21 protein-coding genes are annotated in these 20,969 nt (G+C 38.2%); 10 read left to right on the top strand and 11 right to left on the bottom strand.

The genetic code is table 11. The features are described 5' to 3' along the window. The first annotated feature begins 82 nt into the window (after positions 1-82). Positions 83-1,900: a serine/threonine protein kinase gene (locus tag I6F42_RS15495; RefSeq protein ID WP_169060968.1), complete on the top strand. Its 1,818-nt coding sequence runs from the start codon at positions 83-85 to the stop codon at positions 1,898-1,900. A gap of 111 nt (positions 1,901-2,011) precedes the next feature. Here the strand turns inward: I6F42_RS15495 and I6F42_RS15490 are convergent, their stop codons facing one another. Both I6F42_RS15490 and I6F42_RS15485 read right to left on the bottom strand, forming a co-directional pair. Continuing rightward, positions 2,012-2,536: a hypothetical protein gene (locus I6F42_RS15490; RefSeq protein ID WP_197152725.1), complete on the bottom strand. Its 525-nt coding sequence runs from the start codon at positions 2,534-2,536 to the stop codon at positions 2,012-2,014. A 13-nt stretch (positions 2,537-2,549) separates the two neighbouring features. Further along, on the bottom strand, positions 2,550-3,557 hold the full coding sequence (locus I6F42_RS15485; RefSeq protein WP_197152723.1) for a YHYH protein: 1,008 nt from the start codon (positions 3,555-3,557) through the stop codon (positions 2,550-2,552). A 206-nt stretch (positions 3,558-3,763) separates the two neighbouring features. Here I6F42_RS15485 and I6F42_RS15480 point away from each other — a divergent pair, with 206 nt between their 5' ends. After that, positions 3,764-4,195 carry a DUF3859 domain-containing protein gene (locus tag I6F42_RS15480; protein ID WP_169060966.1) on the top strand — a complete coding sequence of 144 codons (432 nt, stop codon included), beginning with the start codon at positions 3,764-3,766 and terminating at the stop codon, positions 4,193-4,195. A 102-nt stretch (positions 4,196-4,297) separates the two neighbouring features. On the opposite strand, the gene I6F42_RS15475 is transcribed toward I6F42_RS15480, so the two are convergent. The 3 genes from I6F42_RS15475 to I6F42_RS15465 form a co-directional block, all read right to left on the bottom strand. Then, entirely contained in the window at positions 4,298-4,714 is a 417-nt protein-coding gene (locus I6F42_RS15475) for a VF530 family DNA-binding protein (protein WP_007582761.1), read from the bottom strand. A 72-nt stretch (positions 4,715-4,786) separates the two neighbouring features. Continuing rightward, positions 4,787-5,779 (bottom strand): MDR family oxidoreductase, encoded by a 993-nt coding sequence (locus I6F42_RS15470; RefSeq protein WP_197152722.1) that lies wholly within the window; start codon positions 5,777-5,779, stop codon positions 4,787-4,789. A gap of 49 nt (positions 5,780-5,828) precedes the next feature. Then, positions 5,829-6,464 carry a TetR/AcrR family transcriptional regulator gene (locus I6F42_RS15465; RefSeq protein ID WP_007582758.1) on the bottom strand — a complete coding sequence of 212 codons (636 nt, stop codon included), beginning with the start codon at positions 6,462-6,464 and terminating at the stop codon, positions 5,829-5,831. A 409-nt stretch (positions 6,465-6,873) separates the two neighbouring features. Between I6F42_RS15465 and rmf the strand changes: the two genes are divergently transcribed. Continuing rightward, the gene (rmf, locus tag I6F42_RS15460) at positions 6,874-7,044 is read left to right on the top strand and encodes a ribosome modulation factor (protein ID WP_002960897.1); all 171 of its coding nucleotides are present in this window, start codon (positions 6,874-6,876) and stop codon (positions 7,042-7,044) included. 67 nt (positions 7,045-7,111) lie between these two features. On the opposite strand, the gene fabA is transcribed toward rmf, so the two are convergent. Further along, positions 7,112-7,627, bottom strand: coding sequence for a bifunctional 3-hydroxydecanoyl-ACP dehydratase/trans-2-decenoyl-ACP isomerase (fabA, locus tag I6F42_RS15455; protein ID WP_197152721.1), 516 nt, complete (start codon positions 7,625-7,627; stop codon positions 7,112-7,114). Positions 7,628-7,830: 203 nt separating this feature from the next. Between fabA and I6F42_RS15450 the strand changes: the two genes are divergently transcribed. From I6F42_RS15450 to I6F42_RS15440, 3 genes are read left to right on the top strand one after another with little or no spacing between them, the layout of a single operon-like run. Beyond that, entirely contained in the window at positions 7,831-8,688 is an 858-nt protein-coding gene (locus tag I6F42_RS15450) for a 6-carboxytetrahydropterin synthase (RefSeq protein WP_197152720.1), read from the top strand. Beyond that, on the top strand, positions 8,681-9,499 hold the full coding sequence (locus I6F42_RS15445) for a M23 family metallopeptidase (protein ID WP_197152719.1): 819 nt from the start codon (positions 8,681-8,683) through the stop codon (positions 9,497-9,499). The genes I6F42_RS15450 and I6F42_RS15445 overlap by 8 nt, the downstream gene beginning before the upstream one ends. 5 nt (positions 9,500-9,504) lie before the next feature. Beyond that, on the top strand, positions 9,505-9,936 hold the full coding sequence (locus I6F42_RS15440) for an acyl-CoA thioesterase (protein ID WP_197152718.1): 432 nt from the start codon (positions 9,505-9,507) through the stop codon (positions 9,934-9,936). Between the two features lie 266 nt (positions 9,937-10,202). On the opposite strand, the gene I6F42_RS15435 is transcribed toward I6F42_RS15440, so the two are convergent. The 5 genes from I6F42_RS15435 to I6F42_RS15415 are packed head-to-tail and all read right to left on the bottom strand — an operon-like array spanning position 10,203 to position 15,799. Next, the gene (locus I6F42_RS15435; protein WP_197152717.1) at positions 10,203-11,525 is read right to left on the bottom strand and encodes a Na+/H+ antiporter family protein; all 1,323 of its coding nucleotides are present in this window, start codon (positions 11,523-11,525) and stop codon (positions 10,203-10,205) included. Between the two features lie 8 nt (positions 11,526-11,533). Continuing rightward, complete coding sequence (locus tag I6F42_RS15430) at positions 11,534-13,504, bottom strand: DUF3488 and transglutaminase-like domain-containing protein (RefSeq protein WP_197152716.1); 1,971 nt, start codon at positions 13,502-13,504, stop codon at positions 11,534-11,536. Beyond that, positions 13,504-14,490: a DUF58 domain-containing protein gene (locus I6F42_RS15425; protein WP_197152714.1), complete on the bottom strand. Its 987-nt coding sequence runs from the start codon at positions 14,488-14,490 to the stop codon at positions 13,504-13,506. Before I6F42_RS15425 ends, I6F42_RS15430 begins: the two co-directional genes overlap by 1 nt. A gap of 6 nt (positions 14,491-14,496) precedes the next feature. Continuing rightward, complete coding sequence (locus I6F42_RS15420) at positions 14,497-15,402, bottom strand: MoxR family ATPase (protein ID WP_197152712.1); 906 nt, start codon at positions 15,400-15,402, stop codon at positions 14,497-14,499. Positions 15,403-15,415: 13 nt separating this feature from the next. Next, positions 15,416-15,799 (bottom strand): response regulator, encoded by a 384-nt coding sequence (locus tag I6F42_RS15415; RefSeq protein ID WP_010552804.1) that lies wholly within the window; start codon positions 15,797-15,799, stop codon positions 15,416-15,418. A 529-nt stretch (positions 15,800-16,328) separates the two neighbouring features. On the opposite strand from I6F42_RS15415, the gene I6F42_RS15410 reads away from it, so the two are divergent. The 4 genes from I6F42_RS15410 to I6F42_RS15395 all read left to right on the top strand — a co-directional run bounded on the left by I6F42_RS15410 (position 16,329) and on the right by I6F42_RS15395 (position 20,966). Beyond that, on the top strand, positions 16,329-17,657 hold the full coding sequence (locus tag I6F42_RS15410; protein WP_007377151.1) for a hypothetical protein: 1,329 nt from the start codon (positions 16,329-16,331) through the stop codon (positions 17,655-17,657). A gap of 152 nt (positions 17,658-17,809) precedes the next feature. Further along, positions 17,810-19,114 (top strand): sugar ABC transporter substrate-binding protein, encoded by a 1,305-nt coding sequence (locus I6F42_RS15405; protein WP_007377152.1) that lies wholly within the window; start codon positions 17,810-17,812, stop codon positions 19,112-19,114. Between the two features lie 146 nt (positions 19,115-19,260). Then, positions 19,261-20,133 (top strand): carbohydrate ABC transporter permease, encoded by an 873-nt coding sequence (locus I6F42_RS15400; RefSeq protein WP_002960879.1) that lies wholly within the window; start codon positions 19,261-19,263, stop codon positions 20,131-20,133. A 2-nt stretch (positions 20,134-20,135) separates the two neighbouring features. Continuing rightward, positions 20,136-20,966: a carbohydrate ABC transporter permease gene (locus tag I6F42_RS15395; protein WP_024589367.1), complete on the top strand. Its 831-nt coding sequence runs from the start codon at positions 20,136-20,138 to the stop codon at positions 20,964-20,966. Positions 20,967-20,969 lie beyond the last annotated feature (3 nt).

The following is a 20,969-nucleotide window of genomic DNA, read 5'->3' as shown; positions in this document are numbered from 1 at the left end:
TTTCAAAACTCCTATTTAACCTATTGTAATCTCATTATATAAAACTAATAATTAGTTAGTTTTATAAATTTGAGTACCCGTATTGAAAGCCAAAGAAATCCGCAACTTTTATATCAACGAAGAGCAATCTGTTTATTTGCTTTCGCACCGCGATGCTAAAAAACACCGCCAGTGGCTTAATATTTGTATTAAGCAGTTAACACTGCTGGGCTACAAAAACGTTGAAATGATTGGCTCAGGTGCTTTTGGTTTTGTGTTTGCAGGTGATGACGATAACGGCTTACCTTGGGTATTTAAGTTTTCGCGTATTACGCTTGCCCAAAGTGTACGCGACCGCTTAGAAGACGAAGCGTATATGCTTTCGCAAATTAATAACCCCTTAGTGCCTACCTTTTATGCTTTTGAGCGAATTAAAAAACAAGGGATTTTAATGATGGCGCGCGCCATTGGCGAAGACCTTGAAAAAGTATCGCTTAAAACAGGGCGCTTTAGTGCCGCGCAAATAATGACGCTAGCTGTTAGGTTACGTAATGTGTTGGTTGATTTACGTAGCCATAAAAATGGCGTTAGCCCACAACCTATAGTGCATGGCGATATAAAGCCTTCAAACCTTGTATGGGATGCAAACACTGATGCGCTGTCGTTAGTGGATTGGGGAAGCTCTGTGTATGCACAGCTCGATAGCGATGGTAACCCTGTTGCGAGTAACTTTATGGATTTAATGTCGGGCGATTTAAGTACAACTAATGCGCGTATGGGCGATGTGTACTTTATTGGTGAAGCACAAATGTCGGGGGAGCAGTCATCCCCACGATTTGACGAACAAGGTGTAGCCGCTACGTTGTATGCGCTAGCGTCGGCGCAGTCGTGTCGCTTTGGTGCGCAAGCCATCCCTGCAAGCAGCTTAGGGCTCCCAAAAGAACTGGCTAAAGTGATTGATGGCATGCTATCTAAAAGTAAGGCACAACGTGATGGTGCCGGTGATTACTTTATGCGTAACATTACAACTATGGCTAAAGCGTATTTACCTGAGCTTGATAAAAAACAAAAAAAAGCAGATATCCCTTTTTGGTATGGCAAGGCCGAGCAGCCCGACACGGTGGTATATAGTTCACGAAAACAGTTTTTACGCCAGGCCGATCATAATCAGCAATTACTAGATATAAACGACGCGCAACTTGACCGTTATTATAAAGAGTTTTTGTTTGATACAGGCGATAACGAAAAAGCATTTTTAGCATCAATAAGCCGATTAGCTAAGTACCCTGTTGTTGGTGGGCTTAGTTTTCATTGGAAGGATGAGTCGATGTTTGTTGAATCGTCTTTAATTATGCATGACGAATCATTGGGTGATGCGTTTAGTGATGCAATTAATAACACGGTGATGCTTGCGCAAGCGATTAATCAAAAAGGGTTATTTAAGTGTTGTTTGTTTGATGCCCGTAAAACCATTCAACTAGAGCGAGATGGCACGGGTGCATTTAAGTTTGATAGCCTACCAGAGCTTGAATACGAAGTTGTAAGCATGAAGGCAAACGACATAACCCGCCCGCATTCATACTTTGAAGACGGTAAAGACCCTGATGAGCAACTACAGCTACCTAAAAAAGTTATTAAGTGCGTATTTGAGCTTAACCAAATTCATCATACGGGGTGTATTATTTTTGAAGCACTGCCGGACAGAATGAAGATTCACCATTACTACCGCTTACTCGATTCGAGTAAAGAGGTTGAGTTTAAACGCCTTCTTAATAAACTAATGCAATACGCGGTAAATATTACGGACGTGGGTGTTGCGGGCTTTATGAAACTCCCATATAAAAACACCCGTGAGTTTAGTTTATGTGAGCAGCAAGAAGAGCATTACTTTCCTAAAAATCCTAAGCTTGTATCTTTATAGAAAGTACTTAAATTAAGAGTGCTGAATGAAAAGACAAAGATAAAAAAAGAGCATAAGTTTGTTTAACTTGTACTCTTTGTCACTTAATTATTAGGTAAGTATTACTAATTATTAAAACACATTACTAAAGGGCGACGTTGGTGATAGCTCAAATTGATGAGTAAGTTTTTGCGTTTTATTAGTCGCTGTTATTTGATAATGCTGCTTGTGCTCATTGTTACTAAATAGCTTAACGTTAAAGTTAACTTTGGTTAATTTACTGGGCAAAGAGTAGCGCCCAGTAATGGTTACTTGGTCTATATTGTCGCTTTTATGTGTATGCGACGCTTCTGGATTTAGCAAAAGTCCGTCAATAGTAAATTTATACTGATGATCCGCTAAATAAACGTTCTTTTTAACTCGCTTACTTATTTGTTTTTTATGAGCATTAAACTCAATTATTGATACTTTGCCATCCTTATCTTCATCAACCCCTTTAAAAGCCGACATAGGGATTGAAAGCACAATAAACACGTTATTATCAACAAAATTCAGCGTACCGTGATCTGCAACCATTAAATGCGCGTTTGCTAAATTTGGCATAATCAACAAACCCAAAGTAGTCATACTCAGTAGACCTATTTTTATATAAGACATAGCTTACTCCTAACTAAACTTCGCCTTTAACACAGCGTTGAAAAAACGGGTAAGTGTCTGTTGCGTAGTAGTGGTATATCCCATCAGGAAACTCAGGCGTTACACCAACGCGGCCATTACATTCATCTAAATCACCAGAGCCTGCTACGTATTCCCAATCTTGTGCAAATGTACCTAATGGGTATATATCGGTAGAAGGGCGGTTTGCGCTTATGGATGTTACGTGTTGGTAGCTACCGGTCATTGCTGTTAGCGCTGAAGTTGCATCACTTGAGTCTGAATAGCCGTAACGTGCATAAATAGGAAAGCCGTCTGCTGCCCAGCCTATTAGAGTCATAGTAGTGCTATTGCCACCTCGCAGTGCTACAAAGCCTTCAGGCATACCATGATAATGATATGTACCATCGGGTTGTACGTGTGCATTGTTGTCGTCTGTTCCAAAACTAAACGTGTCTTGGCTTAGGGCTTCTATATTCCAGTTGCCGCTATTGTCGCCTAAATCGCAATCGGTTCCAGAATCATCACAACTTCCGCCTGTACCAGCGTCTATTTTAATGCCATTAAGTACAACGCCTATCATTCCACGAGGACCACCAAGCATGGTTGCTTGTGTTGTTTCTATAGGCTCAAGTGTGTAGCTTTCATTTACTGATTGCTCAGAAATAGTATTTGGGTTGTCGGCATTAGGGAATGTGCCTACTTCGTGATCGGGTATGCCATTAGCTACTAAGTCGCGTGTAGTTCCTGTGCATGACCAATCTGCAGCGCTGGTGGCTTGTACTGACTCTGACTCGTTATATTCACTGTAGCTATATTCACAAAGTACACTTTGGGTTGAACTGCTGGTACCTGTGCCATTATCTGTGGTGGTTTGTGATGAGCTTTCTGTAGTTGCTGAGCTATCAGCTATGCCTTCTCCACCTCCACATGCAACTAACGATGAAACAATTAAAGCAAGAGAAGTGAGCTTTAAAGCATTTATCCTATTTCGATTTTTATTATTAAGTGCGTATTGTTTCATTGCTGCCTACCTGATCAATTAAGTTACTCAAACAATAATCAGCAATTGTGCAAATAGTGTGTAAACAATGATGACAAATTAGCAATTATGTAAATAGGCGGAGTATTAAAGCTAAGTTGAGATTTAACTTTATGAGATTGTGTTTTATTTTAAAATTTCAAAAAGTTAAACTAATGCCAAAATAGCTAATATAAAAGGCTACCTTAATGGCTAAAATAAAACCTGTAGTGACGCTTCAAAGTCACGGTATTTACTCTAAGTGGGATAGCGAAAGTAAAGCGTTGCCACAAATAGAGCAATTTACAACAAATGTAATAGCTGAGGTAGATATTGAGTTTGGCTTAATCGTAAATATCAAAAAAGGTAAAGGCGAAAAGCTTCATTATTGTATTTACCATCCTGATATTCCAGGTAGTAACGGTGATGTAATGGACCCTTTTGAAGGCGATGTATACGTTAAAAACAGTGATTGGAACTTTTATTTAGGCGATACACTTTGGCTGCCGATAGAAAATAAATTGGGTGATTGGCGAATGACGATTGAACTAAATGGAAAAATCATTGCTGATAAAACTTTTAATGTGGCATTAGAGGCAGAGCGCACCGAAACAGATTTTTGGAAAAACCGAGGGTACTAATTGTTATTTATTGGCTATGTAAGGCGGATATAATTGAAGTTAATGAGAAGATAGTAGAAGAGCTATTTATAAACAGCTCTTCAACCTTAAATTAGTAAGTTTTTAGTTACCCCAAGGGTTACTAGAATTAGAACGCTGCTTACGATCGCGAGCACGTTGCTTAGATTCTTTTTTCTCTACAATACGTTTAGCATCAACAAAACTAAGTTCACACGGTTCACCCGGTTTATGATCAGCTGGGATCACACGATCTCGTGGCGGTAATTCGTATTGAACATCATCAGGCTTAGGTAAGTTTTTAAGACGATAAAGGTAAAAGTTATCTACTTTTTCTTGTGCCCATTGTGTTTTACGTAAAAATTTAACCGCAGACTTAACATCAGGATTGTTTTTAAAGCAGTTAAGTTGTAAATAAGCGTGTAGGAGTTCCCACCCATATTGTTCAACCAGCTCTTCAACCACTTGTTCTAATTTTACGCCTTGCAGTGGGTTATTACTGAAAAGTTCTTGGTTGCTCATAGGTGTTGCCTCGTTATTAAAATACAAATTGCATTATAAATTTAATAACGGGGCTTTAACAGAGTAAATAGCTTAACTTTGGCAATTAACTACAACACGGCCACGAATTTTACCTTCCATAAGTTGCTCTGCGTTATCAATTACGTGTTCAAGTGATATTTCTGTCGAAATTTTATCTAAATAATCAGCACTTACTAATTTAGCTAAACGATCCCATGCTTCAATTCTGTCTGCTTTAGGGCGCATTACGCTATCAATTCCTATAAGAGATATGCCACGTAATATAAAGGGTGCTACAGATGCTGGTAAATCCATACCTTGTGCGAGTCCACAGGCGGTTACTACGCCACCATATTTTAATGATGCACAAATATTGGCAAGTGTATGGCTACCTACCGAATCTATTGCCGCTGCAAATCGCTCTTTTTGCAAAGGCTTACCCGGGTTTGAAAGCTCATTTCGGTCAATTATTTGTGAAGCGCCTAACTCTTTTAAATACTCACTTTGATCTAATCGACCCGTTGCCGCTGTTACGTTAAACCCAAGTTGGTTTAGTAAATAAATAGCAAAGCTGCCTACGCCACCATTAGCACCAGTTACCAGTATTTCGCCAGATTCAGGCGTAATACCTTGTTTTTGAAGTGCTATAACACTTAGCATGGCGGTATAACCCGCAGTGCCTATTTGCATTGCTTGTTTTGGTGAAATACCTGAAGGCAAGGGGATTAACCAATCGCTATTAAGTGCTGCTTTTTGAGCAAGCCCGCCCCAATATTTTTCACCTACACCAAAGCCATTTAATATTACGTTATCGCCGTTTTTAAATTCATCGCTGGTGGAATTTGTAACCGTACCCACTAAGTCAATACCTGGCACCATAGGAAAACTGCGTACAACGGGGCCTTTACCAGTAATTGCTAAACCATCTTTATAGTTAAGTGTGCTGTATAGAACGTCGATAGATACGTTTTCGTTTGGTAAATCACTATTTTCGATAGTTGATAATGAAGCGCTATAGTTATTATCTTCTTTATTAATAACAATGGCTTTAATTGGGTTACTCATAGGATATCCTTTTAGACCGATCGTCTTTTAATTGGTAAATAAAAACGCATTAAGTTAATAATGCGCGTAAAAACATTTCTGTATACAAAGTAAGTGGAGTATTTGATTTTGTGAGCTTGGCGCGCATAACAGCACCTTCCCAACCAATCCAAAAGTACTCACTCATCAATTTTGTATTTACATGGCTTGCAATAGTGCCTTGTTGCTTAGCTTGGTTTAAGCAAACCTCTACATGGTTTTGCCAAGCGGTGTAGCTTTGCATTAATCTGGTTTTAAACTCGTCACTTAAATGATTAAGCTCTTGATTTAAGTTACCGACCAAACACCCACGTTTGTAATCGTATTTTTTCATTCCTTTAATTGCGCTTTGAGTAAAGTTAACGATTCGCTCAAGTGGGGGAACATCTTCTTGCTGTAGGTAATGGGTAAGCTTGGCAATAAAATAACTGTCGTATGCATCAACTAACGCAATACCGTAGGCTTCTTTACTTTTAAAGTAATGATAAAAAGAGCCTTTAGGTACAGCCGCTTTTTTTAAAATAGTATCGAGCCCCGTGGCGCTAAAACCAAATTCAGTCAGGGTTTCTAGGCCCGTGCGAATAAGTAACGCTTTTGTATCGGCGTTTTCTCTGGCTATTTTTGGTGGGCGACCACGGCGTATTGGTGTTGATGTATTTTTGTTCATGAACCTATATTAGACCGATCGACTTTAAATAATCAAGTATAAATTTAAATTGTTTAAAAATAGTTCAAATTTAGGGGCGGGCTACTAATTTAAGATTAATGAAATAAAAGTGTCACGATTACATTTTTGTTTGGAACTTAGTCAATATTAGTCGGTCACAATTAAAGCACACAAGTGCTTTTTAGCGATTATTACATCGCCAATTTGTTATTACGAACCGGTCAAATTAAATGTTGTATGACCACTTACTTTTTTAAATGTTAATTCATTTTTGCATCAGCAGCTTAGTTAAAGTCAAACAATTTAATTGCTTTTACAATTTGAATTTTACATTTTTATTAACTATTCATTAAATGTAGATTTCACTAATGCTACACAATATATAAATAAAAAGGTGAGGATATTACCGATGAAGAGACAGAAAAGAGATCGTTTAGAAAGAGCTCATTCTCAAGGTTTTAAAGCAGGCTTAGCAGGTCGCTCAAAAGAGCTATGCCCTTATCAACAAGTAGATCCAAAATCGGAGTGGTTAGGTGGCTGGCGTGAGGCGATAGAAAATCGCAACATGTACAAAACCTAAAATCAATAATCGAATTTAAGCAAAAAGGCCTCCATATTGGAGGCCTTTTTGTTTGTGCATTTAAAAATTAAAACGCACTAGTGTCTTGGAATAAGCCCACTTTTAAATCTTTTGCTTCGTAGATTACTCGGCCATCTACTTCTACAGTGCCATCAGCAACGCCCATAAACAATTTACGTTTAATTACGCGTTTCATTACAAGACGATAAGTTACTTTTTTATTAGTTGGTAAAATTTGGCCAGTAAATTTAACTTCACCCACACCTAGCGCACGGCCAAGACCAGGGCCACCAGACCAACCTAAGTAAAAGCCAACTAGTTGCCACATAGCATCTAATCCTAAACAACCTGGCATTACTGGGTCGCCTTTAAAATGACAATCGAAAAACCACAGGCTAGGGTCAATATCAAGCTCAGCAATAATCTCGCCTTTACCATGAATTCCGCCATCAGCAGTAATAGAGGTAATGCGGTCCATCATTAACATGTTGTCACTTGGTAAACGGCAGTTGCCTTCACCAAACATTTCACCTTGACCACACAGGATCAAATCTTCTTTTGTATAGCTATTTTTAGGTTCCATAACACTTATCTTCGCTTAGAAATTGCCAAGTACTTTAGCGTACACTTGTACGCTAAACAACTCGGAGCAGTTAAAAAATCAAAATATTGCATATAAAATCACCAATCAATCAGCGCGATTGGTTTTTGCACTATAAAACCGCGCAATTACAATCAGAAATCATTATAATTAGCGCTGTCTTATAACCAGTCTAAAGGAAGTTTATGATCCTTTTTGTTAACTCACTAACTGTGATTGATTTTTCTTACTTATGTAACAAACGTGGCGCCGTTGGCGAGAGCTGGATTGTTGATTTAACTTTGCACGGTAAACTTAACGAAGAGTCTATGGTTTTAGACTTTGGTTTAGTTAAAAAGCAAATTAAAGGCATTATAGATGAGTGTATTGATCACCGATTAGCAATTCCTACGGGCCTTAATGGCACTGTATCTGAATTTAACGAGCATAAAACACTCGACTGTACATTTGGTGAAAACAACCACTTAGCTATGAGCGCTCCTCATCAAGCTTATTGCATGATTAACGCAGACGAAGTAACGGTTGAATCAGTTACTGAATTTTTAATTGCGACTATTTTACCGAAGCTACCAGATAACATTGAAAAAATTGAGCTGTCTCTTAAGCCTGAGCACAGCCAAAGCTTTTACTATCATTACAGCCATGGCCTTAAAAAGCACGACGGTAATTGCCAGCGTATTATTCATGGGCATCGTTCTCAAATTGGTATTAGCCTAGATGGCATCTCTATGCCGCGCTTGCAAAAAGAATGGTCTCAAAAGTGGGAAGATATTTACTTAGCCACCAGTGAAGATCAAATACGCGGCACCGATTTAAAGTATATAACAGCCAAAGCGGATGACGTATGTTTTGCTTATACATCGGCCCAAGGTTATTTTGAAATGGCGATTAGCGAATCCCGTTGCGATATTTTACCAGTAGATACCACTGTAGAATGTATTGCTGAACATGTAGCTGGCCAAATTAAAGCCCAATACCCAGAAAAAGCAGTGAAAGTGACCGCTTATGAAGGTGTTGGAAAAGGATCGATTAGCTATGTTTAAAACACTTTTAGCAACAGCGCTTGTTGCCTCTGCTAGCTTTAGTGCTATGGCGCTTGAGTTAAAAGGGCATTTAACACAAGGCGGTTTAGTTACTGGAAAGCTAGAAAACGCTAATTCAGTAAGCTTAGATGGCAAAAGCTTAAAACTTTCGCCAAATGGTGACTTTGTATTTGGTTTTGGGCGTGACGCTGATACTACTCATACTTTAAAATGGGTAGATAACACGGGTAAATCGCATTCTCAGCCGCTAGCTATCACTAAGCGTGAATATGAAATTGATAAAATTACCGGCGTGGCTAAGAAGTATGTTTCACCGGCAAAAGAAGTCAGTGCACGTATAAGCCGCGAAGCAGTTGCTGTGCGTAAAGCGAGAGAAGTTGACTCTGATTTACTGTACTTTTTAGACCCTGTGTTAAAGCCTGCAGAAGGGCGTATATCGGGTGTTTATGGTAGTCAGCGTTATTTTAATGGCGAGCCTCGTCGTCCGCACTTTGGCTTAGACATCGCTAATAAAACAGGTTCTCCTGTTTACGCGCCAATTAGTGGTACCGTGGTGTTTTCTGAACCTGATTTATACTACTCAGGCGGTACATTAATTATTGATCATGGCCATGGTATTACCTCAACTTACATTCATTTAAGTAAGCTTGATGTAAAAGTAGGTGACAAAATTAAGCAAGGTAACAAAGTGGCTGAAATTGGTGCAACAGGGCGTGTAACAGGTCCTCACCTAGATTGGCGTTTTAACTGGAAAGGCGAACGCCTTGATCCTGCATTACTAATGCAAGATACATTAGCAAACAAAAAGTAGAGATTATGACTGACGTAAATCGCGATGCAATAATTGCTCAGCGTATTGAAGACTCAACCACATCGGTAACTAAAACTGTGTTTCCAGGGCGTACCAATCATCACAATACTTTATTTGGTGGTGATGCACTGGCGTGGATGGATGAAGTGGCATTTATAGCTGCTACTCGTTTTTGTCGTAAACTTTTGGTTACCATATCCTCTGATAGAGTCGATTTTAAAGAAGCGATACCAGCTGGTACTTTTGCAGAATTAATAGCTAAAGTAGTGCATGTAGGTAACACCAGCTTAAAAGTTGATGTAGATATACTATTAGAAACTATGCACAGAGATGATAAGCACTCTGCTATTAGTGGTAGCTTTACGTTTGTTGCAGTCGATGATAATCACAGACCGACACCGGTTGTATGCGATAAAATGATTTATGGTTTTGAGTAATTTAAAGCTTTAAATACACGGTAAAATAAAATTATATAAGCACCTTAGTTGGTGCTTATATAAAATACCAAAAGAACACATCATACTAAACCTCTAGTAGATATAATCTCAACAGCGCAATTAATATTTACTACTAAAGTAATCAAAATAGAGGAGTAATTGATAGGGATAAGAATTGTTAGAAGCAAAAAAGGTATGCTTTAAACATACCTTTTTAGTTACATTTAGCTTTTAATTAAATTTACGAATACTTACATGCATACTACTTAAAGCACCATTGCTGCAATCCAGCCAAATATCAGCAGCGGAATGTTAAAGTGAATAAACGTTGGAATAACAGAGTCTCTAATATGGTCGTGCTGGCCATCGGCATTTAAACCTGATGTTGGGCCAAGCGTTGAGTCTGAAGCAGGGGAGCCTGCATCACCTAAAGCGCCCGCAGTACCAACAAGTGCAGCGGTAGCCATAACCGAAAAGCCAAGATCTAAACACAAAGGAACAAACAAAGTTGCAATAATAGGCACTGTCGAAAACGAACTACCAATTCCCATTGTAATTAATAACCCGACCAACAAAATAACACCGGCGGCAAGGGGTTTATTACCATCAAAAATGGCGGCTGTGCTGTGTACTAAGCTCGCTACGTCGCCAGTAGCCTGCATAACCGATGCAAAGCCTTGTGCCGATATCATAATAAAACCAATCATGGCCATCATTGCAACGCCTTTACTAAATACGTCGCCGTTTTCTTCCCACTTAACTACACCAAATACACTAAATATCATTACACCTACTAAACCGCCTAAAATCATTGAGCCACTTAGGTTTTGTGCAACAAGTGAGGCAAGTACCGCACATAGCCCTACAATCATTACTTTTTTAGGGTTTTCTACCTCAGCCGATTTACTCTGAGTTGTTAATGGGAGCTCTGTGTATTCGCGACGTTTTTTGTAGGTAATAAATACCGCAATAAGTAATCCAATAAACATACCTAATGCAGGAATTATCATCGCCATAGGGACTTGTGTATTTACAATGTCTAGGCCGTTATCAACTAGATTTTTATGTAAAATAGAATACAAGTAAATACCACCAAAACCATAAGGCAACACCATATAAGAGGTTGCTAATCCAAATGTTAAAATACACGCTATAGCACGCCTGTCTAATCTTAACTGATTAAAAACAACGAGTAACGGTGGGATTAAAATAGGAATAAACGCTATGTGTACAGGGACTAAGTTTTGCGAAGAAATCGCACAACCTAAAATAATTAATAAAATGAAGTAACTTAAAAATGTTTCATTCCCGCTGCCTTTAGCATTTACTTTAATAAGTAACTTATCAGCGAGAATGCGTGTTAAACCCGACTTAGAAATTGCAACGGCAAAAGCACCGAGCATGGCATAACTTAGAGCAATTTCAGCTCCGGCAGAAAGGCCAGAATTAAATGCATCAACACTTTCTTTTATACCCAAGCCTGCGGTTAAACCAGCAACTAACGCGCTTATGATCATGGCAACAATGACGTTAACGCGAGCCAGAGATAGCCCGAGCATTAAAATAACGCCTATAACAACAGCATTCATAGTATTCTCTATTTGGAAATTTTAATTAATTTTATCAGATCTTTAGCCTGAGTTTTACGCTCTTTCGTAAAAGGTTTTTTACCATAGCGTACTTGGTTAAATAACTGACTAAATGTGTTTATAGATTGTGCAGAACGAGGAAGTTGATCAGCAAAAAAATGTAACTGCTGACTCGGTGTTAAATTATCGGGTGTATTTATTTTTTGTTTTTTAGCCCATGCTTTTACTTCATAAAATTCTTTAACCATAGGCGCTAATTTAGCCGGGCGTTTTGGTAAGTTTAAATAAACAAAATAACCTACAAAACAAAAACCAGCTGTTAATAAAACCATTAATGGTACAAGCCAAATGTTTTTACTACCAAAAATTGATTTTAAAAAATCATTTTGTTTTTCTTCGTCAAAACCAAGTACCCAGCTAGACCATTGATAATCGAGATTTTCAAGTTCCAACCTTAACCAATTAATAGCGGGGAAATTACTTAAACTCACTAAACCAAAATCAAGATTACTTTTAAATTCGTCATTCAGCTCTTCGTTTTGCGAAAGCGAGCCATTTAAACGCTCCGGTGCGACAACAGCGGTTGCATCAAAAATAACCCAACCTTCGTTTTGTAAATATACTTCTACCCACGCATGCGCATCGTACTGGCGAACTGTTAGCGTATTATTATCTTGATTTAATTCACCGCCTAAATAACCACTTACTAATCGAGCGGGTATACCTGCGGTTCTAAAAATGTACGCAGCGGCACTGGCATAGTGGCCACAAAATCCACGTTGGTTTTCAAATAAAAATTGATCAATGGTGTTATCGCCGCTCATCGGAGTGGGTGTTAACGTATAAGTAAATCCTGTACCTGCAAAGTATTGTAATAAGCTATTGTAAAAATCGCGGTCAGAGTGTGTATCTTGCTTTAAGTTTTTAGCAAGTGATGATGTTTTTACATTCTTTTTATAAGCGAGGTATTTGTAGCGTTTTTCTTCAAATTCGCCAAGCGGTAAAGTTGTAAAGTTAAAGCTATTTACATCGTATTGTAAGTTTTTAGCTTGACGACTTTTTTTACGCAATAAACCTAGCGAATTACCTTCAACATTTGGTGAGTTACTACTGGAATACGCTAAACCATAGAGCCATTTTTGTGTAGCAGGCTCTGTAATAACTGAGTAGCTTGCAATAAGTTGCTCATCATTTTCGCTCTGCGTATTTGTTTTTACATTATTATATTTTAAAAAGTCAGACGTAAGCCACGCATTACCATTAAACTCATCATGGACTATTGCTCGCCAATAATAAGGCGCTACAGGTTTTTCTTCGTTAAATTTAGCTCTAAACACAAGTTCATCTGAGTTTGAAAGCTTTGCAATATCGAAAGGATCGACTTGTTCAGAAAGCCCTGTTTTTGCAAGCTTAGGCCCAGGAAGCTGCCAAAAGGCGGGCATTTTTGGTAAAAAAAGCAGTAAAAATACAGCTAAAGGAAGCGCTAAAAGTAGTAATTTACCACTTTGCTTAGAGGCTATTTTTAAATTATGTTTGGATTCGAGTAAGCCAAGTACTGCAAAGTTTAATATGTATAAACCACTTACAGTTAAAGTCGTTAAAATGCTTTGGTTAAATAAATACACCGATGAGAGTGAAAAAAACGTAAGCGTTGTAATTACATGATAGTGTTTTTTGGTTTTAGCCTGCAGCAGCTTAAATAAACTAGCAAGTAGCAGCATGGCCACAAATAAAATAACCGTATCCGACATTCCTACGGTGTAGAGCATTAAACCAAGTGAAACACCTGCGAGTATGTTTGCCAGCCAAGCATTTGGCTTTGGTTTATTACTCAGCGTTATGTAAAAGTTCCATGCACAAATGAGTGTAACTACACCAACAAAAACAAGCGGTAAATGTGGTACAAAAAATACAATTAAACATGAATATATAAAAGACAGTGAATAATTTATTACTTTTTCGTTTTTAATTATATCCATTACTCACCACCATTAAATGAGCATAATAATTCTAAGCATTGCTGCTTATGTTGCTGTCCGGTATTTGTATTTATTGTTTTATTCGGTAGCTTTAACATAAAAGGGGTGTTTTTCTCGGTTGCTTCACACACTAAAAAGCATAACTGGCTTAAACGTTGTTCTGTATCTCCATTCATCAACGTAAAATCGAAGAGCGCATTCGCTGTTTTAAAGTCTACAAACTCTTTAACTAACAACTGCTGTGTTTTTGCGTAATGCTTCCAAGAGACTCTTTGCAAGCCCATTTCAGGTAAGTGTGGGATTAACGACTCAAACTCTTCGCTACCAGATTGTGTAGAAATACCTTTATCGGCTTGCTCATCAAGCATAGAAACATGCGCATCAGTGTGTACTTGTTCAAGCGACGGGTATACAAAAACACCTGTTTGTAATTGAATGTAGCTCCAAACAGTTATTAAGCCAAAGGGGTAGTTACTCGCTATTTTAATACGTTGCACTGAGTACTTACCGCGTGAGCTGTAGGGTAAGTTGAGTGTAAGTAACTGAGGTTTACTATCAACTTCGTCGGTATGTTTGTGAGTTTGCTCACTACCTTGATATGTTAAATTAATAGATTGGGTAACAGAAGGGCTTTGTAATTCAAATACAATACTCGGTTTTTGGGGTGCGTAGCTGTTAAATGCATCTTTAAATTTAACCGTTAAGCCTTTAGCGTTACTGTAGCCCATTAATACAGCAATAATCATCACCACAAACATAAGATAAGACATTATTAAAATTAAGTTATTTTGATAATTAATGCCCATTACAAAGTTTAAAATAGCCACAATTACAAAGTACCAACCTAGGGACGATGGCAATACATAAATTGTTCTGTGTTCAAGTGTAATTGAGTTTTTTAAATGCTTATTTTTTAATAACTTATTAAATACACCTCGCTTAAATGACTTAAATAAAGAAGGGCGCTTAGCTGTTTTTTTTGGCATAAAAGTTTATACCGGAACTAAAACGTTTTTTAAAATATCGTTTACTTGCGCTTCACCTGACTCATTATGCAAACCTAAACGATGCTGACACACACTTGCAAATACGGCTTGAACATCTTCTGGCATTACAAAATCACGACCATCAATAAAGGCCCACGACCTAGCCGCTTTAGCAAGAGCCATACTGGCACGCGGTGATAACGAAGATGCAAAAGCGTTGCTTGTGCGTGTGTAATTAACAAGCTCTATAATGTAGTCAATAACCGGGCTACTTAAAGTAATTTGGCTTATCTGGGTTTGAATTGCCGCTAACTCTTGTTGGTTAATACGCTTAGGTAACTGACTGTAATCTCGTTTTTGCATATTCAAAATTAAGCGTTTTTCGGCTTCTTTAGGTGGAAAACCTAAGCTAATACGCATTAAAAAACGGTCTAATTGCGACTCAGGTAACGGGTAAGTACCTGATTGGTAAAGCGGGTTTTGTGTTGCAATCACAAAAAATGGATTTGGCAGCGTATATTTTTTTCCATCAACTGTTACTTGTTGCTCTTCCATTGCTTCAAGCAACGCGCTTTGTGTTTTGGGCCCTGCGCGGTTTATTTCATCAGCTAAAACAACTTGGCTAAAAATAGGGCCTTTATGAAACGTAAAACTGTGCTCGGTAGAGTTAAATACATTAGTACCCAGAATATCAGCAGGCAGAAGATCACTGGTAAATTGAATACGCTGATACGATAAACCTAACACAGCTGACAATGCATGAGAAAGAGTGGTTTTTCCCATGCCAGGCAAATCTTCAATGAGTAAATGCCCTTCGCTAAATAAGCATGTAAGTGCCAGTTTTATTTGTTGTTGTTTACCAAATATAACACTCGAAAGATCGTCTATAATCGCAGTAACAGTACTATGCATGCTAACCTTATTATTATTCTATTATTTCAAGACGCTTCATTACAGTGTCTACTTTTTTTGTGTTGAAAGGTTTTGCAATAAAGCCTTTAGCGCCCATTTCCCACGTGTTTTGTACGTTTTCGAGACTATTGTGGCCCGAACACATAACAACATGAGTGTGCGGGTAAGTACTATTGATGTATTCCAATATCTCTGCACCGTTAGAGTCAGGTAAATCTACATCTACAAATATAACGCCTGGCGGTTTATTGTCCATAATAGGTTTGGCAGAGCTAAAATCAGCACTTTCTAATATATCTTCAAACCCTAAGTCAGTTAAAATTTGGTTTAGATAATCACGAATTTCCTTAACGTCATCAATAATGAGGATGGGCTCTAGCGGGCGAACAAATTCCATATGTAGGTTACTTCTATTTTGAATACATCTAAGTGCTTTAATACTAAGCTAACCCCATCATAAGCTCAAGAACGTTACTTAAAAAACACTAATAAATAAACTGTTTATAGGTTTGCCCAACAACCTATTTTTAAAGGATTATCTGCTCTCTTATCTTCTACTAACTTATATTTTCATTAATTGTAATGAACAATAATGACGTATCTACAATAAATCCCTTAATCCTACACTTTATTTCTTCAAAATTTGATGTAACAAATTTGCTACTTAACTTATTGATTCAAAAATATTTACATATGAATTCGATTTTTTGTAAACGTTTTGTAATAAAAAATCGTTGACCTTCTAAATTCATTCTGTGATTATGCTCATCAGATGGGCTTATGCTCACAAGTGCAATTTCATTAACTATTTAATGTTTTGCTCAGCCAGCCTCATCTACACACACTGAATTAATACCAATTTCATTAAATGAATATGCAATTTAATAAAGTTGGCATCACACACCACACTAAATAAAGAGCTTATTATGTTGAATAATAAAAAGACTAAATTTGCAATTTCTCTCATAGCGGCAGCTATGGCTACATCGGCTCCAGCACAGGCTGATATTTCTGAATATTTAGATCGCGTTGACGTAGACTTTTTACTAATGCAAAACTTTCAGTCAATTCAAGCTAAAGACGGCGCATTTCGTCCAGAAGATGAAGAACAAGAGTCAGGATTTGGCCGTATTAGAGCAAATCTAATGCTTAAATTTCATATTAACGAGTTCATCACTGCCGATATAGATATTGCAGAAGAGCCTAATGACTTTGGTGGCGAAGATCGTGACTTTTCATTTCACAACGATTTTGCAGGTGTTGAATTTGACTTACTAGGTCTTTATGGCACACCAAAAGAAAACGCAAATTTAACACTGCGTTTGGGTAATATTGGTGGCTCACCATTTCAATTTAAAGGTTTTCAAGACGGCGCAGATAACCAAAGTAATGCACTTATTGGTAATGGTATTACCGATTACGCAACCGCAGAAAACGGTGCACAGCTAAGTTACAGCGAAACTTTCGATAGTGGTGTAGTACGTGCTTATAATGTTACAGGTCACATTACGACTTCTAGTTTTGGTGAAGCGTTTCAAGAAGACAGAGGTTATAACTACCGACTTCAAGGTACTCTAGAATTTGAAGGTGGCTTTAAAGCAGGCTTAAACTTATTAAAAGCCAATCAAGGCGACCAGTTACGTTTTGAAAACGGCGTAGCCAGTCTTGATGGTGTAACCACAACAAACTATCGCTTTGGCGATGGTGAAAACTATAACTTCTCTGCGTCACCTTCAAACGAGCGTGACACTCACGTTGGCGCAATGCCAGGGCTTGAGCAATCAATCATCCAGCTTAATTTAGCTTATCAACCATCTGACGAAACTAGTCTAATTTTTATGGTTGGTAAATCATCTGATGATTACACGTTTGCAGATGCCGCTGGTAATGCAGTTGCCGGTATTACCTACTTTGGTACAAACGGCATAGCTGATGAAAACGGCACGACTTTTGATTCAAACAGTGTAATAGAAGGCGACTCATCGGTTGAGTACTTCGTGTTTGAAGCACAACAATATCTAATCCCTAAAAAGCTATATGTAGCGGCTCGTTATGCAGAAGCCGAAAACACTTCCGACTTAATTGAACAAACAGACAACACAGTAGAGCGTATTCAAGTAGCCGCAGGTTACTGGTTTAACGATAAAACGCTTTTAAAAGTTGAGTATGTTAACCAAGAAGAAGGTGTTAATTCGGGCGGCCAAATCGGTAAAGGATTTGACGGCTTCACTTCTGAAATATCTGTTAAATTTTAAGTCATTATCCAATTAGTCTAACTATTTATACAAAGGACCTAACAAGGTACTTTGCGGGCAGTTTTATGCGTTAAAACTGCCATAAATAGAATTGGCAATAGATTGAAATTTAATAGCACTTGTTAAAACATAACGTGTATGGGGAATACCCGATGAAAAATAAATTAATTATGCTCGCGTGCGGCTTTATAAGCATGGGCGCTGCGGCAAAAGAAACAATTACAATAGCGACTGTTAACAACGGTGACATGATCACCATGAAAGAATTAAGTAGTGACTTTACCAGCCAAAACCCTGATATAGATCTAAAATGGGTCACTCTAGAGGAAAACATTCTTCGCCAACGTGTCACTACCGATGTAGCAACAAAAGGCGGACAATACGATGTTATGACCATAGGTACTTATGAAGTACCAATTTGGGGCAAACAAAATTGGTTAAAAGAATTAGATAATTTAGGTGAAAACTACGATTTAGACGATTTAATACCTGCAATCCGAAGCGGTTTAACGATTAACGACAAGCTTTATGCTGCGCCATTTTATGGCGAAAGCTCAATGGTTATGTACCGCACAGACTTAATGGAAAAAGCAGGGCTGACAATGCCTAAAGCCCCAACATGGGACTTTATACGCAAAGCTGCCAAAGCCATGACCGATAAAAAAGAAGGTGTTTATGGTCTTTGTTTACGTGGTAAAGCGGGTTGGGGCGAAAACGTTGCGCTTATTACATCCATGGCAAATTCGTTTGGTGCGCGTTGGTTTGATGAAAATTGGAAACCTCAGTTTAATACCCCTGAGTGGGAAAATACCCTTCAGTATTATGTAGATGTTATGAAAGAATCTGGTCCTGCTGGTTCATCTGCAAACGGTTTTAATGAAAACCTTGCACTATTCCAAACCGGAAAATGTGGTATTTGGATTGATGCAACCGTTGCAGGCGCATTTGTTACTAACAAAAAAGACTCAGAAGTTGCCGATAAAGTAGGGTTTGCACTTGCGCCAGATAACGGTCTAGGTAAACGCGGTAACTGGTTATGGTCTTGGACTTTAGCCGTGCCGGCAAGCAGCAAAAAACCAGATGCCGCAATGAAATTTATTAGCTGGGCAACATCTAAAGAATACACTCAACTTGTAGCCGACAAAAAAGGTTGGGCAAAAGTACCGCCAGGTACACGTAAATCACTTTACAGTAATCAAAAGTACATGGACGCAGCACCGTTTGCGCAAATTACCTTAGATTCTATTCAATCTGCAGATCCTAAAAATCCAACCGTTAAACCGGTGCCTTATGTAGGTATTCAGTTTGTTGCTATTCCTGAGTTTCAAGGAATTGGTACAGCTGTTGGGCAACAATTTTCAGCAGCATTAACTGGCCAAATGACCGTTAAGCAAGCGCTTAGTACGTCTCAGCACCTCGTTGAGCGAACAATGCGTAAAGCTCGCTATCCTAAATAGCATGTAATGGGCGGGTAAGTACTCAAACTTACCCAATATTTTATGTCAATTCTATTTACTTGTTAGTTATAAACACTATCAAGGGTTTCTGATTTTCACTTGATAGTTAACAAGTAAATAGAATTGGCTTTTTTAAGGTCACCTTTATGGCAACAACTAACTCGCGCACGCTTGCTCGGTTTATGCTTCTTCCTAGTGTAATTTTATTACTTGCTTGGATGATAGTTCCGCTGTGTATGACACTGTATTTTTCATTTATTGATTACAACTTACTCGTTCCTGGGGATAAAGAGTTTGTAGGCTTTTTAAACTATGAATTTTTCCTAACTGATCCGGCTTTTTTTGAATCATTTTTTAACACGCTTTACCTAGTAACTGGGGTTTTACTTATCACTATTTGTGGTGGTATTGGCTTAGCTATTTTACTAGACCAAGCAATATGGGGACGAAACTACGTTCGCATTATGGTACTAGCTCCATTTTTTGTAATGCCAACTGTGTCGGCATTGGTATGGAAAAACATGCTAATGAACCCAGTTAATGGCTTATTTGCACACTTTGCAATTTGGCTTGGCTTTGAACCTATCGACTTTTTTGCTCAAATGCCATTATTTTCAATCATCATTATTGTGTCTTGGCAGTGGTTACCATTTGCAGCATTAATACTGCTAACAGCAATACAATCACTCGACCGTGAACAATTAGAAGCGGCTGATTTGGACGGAGCTGGCCCATTTAGTAAGTTTTTTTACATCGTTTTACCGCACTTATCGCGCGCTGTAACTGCGGTTATATTAATCGAAACTATATTTTTACTGTCAATTTTTGCTGAAATATTAGTCACAACTAGTGGCGGTCCTGGTTATTCGTCAACCAATATAACGTACTTAATTTATACGCAATCGCTACTTCAGTTTGATGTAGGCGGCGGTTCGGCAGGGGGCATAGTTGCAGTTATTATTGCAAATATAGTCGCTATATTTTTAATGCGCTTAATTGGCAAAAACTTGGAGGGTTAATTATGACTATAAAAGATAGCCGTCGTTCCAAACTAATTTATACCATTGCTGCATGGACAATAAGCGGCATGATTTTCTTTCCAATTTTATGGACGTTAATCACCAGCTTTAAAACGGAAGCTGAAGCAATTTCAGCAAGTCCAAGCTTATATGCATTCGATTGGACACTCGAAAACTACCGCGATGTACTGTCACGTTCGCCATACTTTACCCATTTTTGGAACTCTGTAGTTATATCGCTAGGTTCAAGTTTACTGGGTTTATTAATTGCTGTACCTGCTGCTTGGTCTATGGCTTTTGTACAAACTAAAAAAACAAAGCATTTATTAATGTGGATGCTTTCAACCAAAATGTTACCGCCAGTAGGCGTACTTATTCCGATTTATTTATTGTTTCGTGACTTTGCGTTACTCGATACAAAATTAGGTTTAGTGATTGTAATGACACTCATTAACTTACCAATAATGGTATGGATGCTTTACACCTACTTTAGAGAAATACCAAACGAAATACTTGAAGCTTCACGTATGGATGGCGCAACAATTGGTGAAGAAATATTTCATGTTTTATTGCCAATAGCCTTACCAGGTATAGCCTCAACGTTATTGCTAAATGTTATTTTATCGTGGAACGAAGCGTTTTGGACACTTATTTTAACCGCTGCAAATGCTGCACCTTTAACGGCATTTATTGCCAGTTACTCAAGCCCTGAGGGGTTATTTTACGCTAAGTTATCGGCAGCATCTGCCATGGCCATTGTGCCAATTTTAATACTTGGTTGGTTTAGTCAAAAACAATTAGTGCGTGGATTAAGTTTCGGCGCAGTAAAATAGGAG

It is taken from the genome of Pseudoalteromonas sp. SWYJZ12, from assembly GCF_015864395.1.
Lineage (GTDB): Bacteria > Pseudomonadota > Gammaproteobacteria > Enterobacterales > Alteromonadaceae > Pseudoalteromonas > Pseudoalteromonas arctica.
Note: the sequence above shows the minus strand (reverse complement) of the source record. Positions and strands in the feature narration are given on the sequence as shown.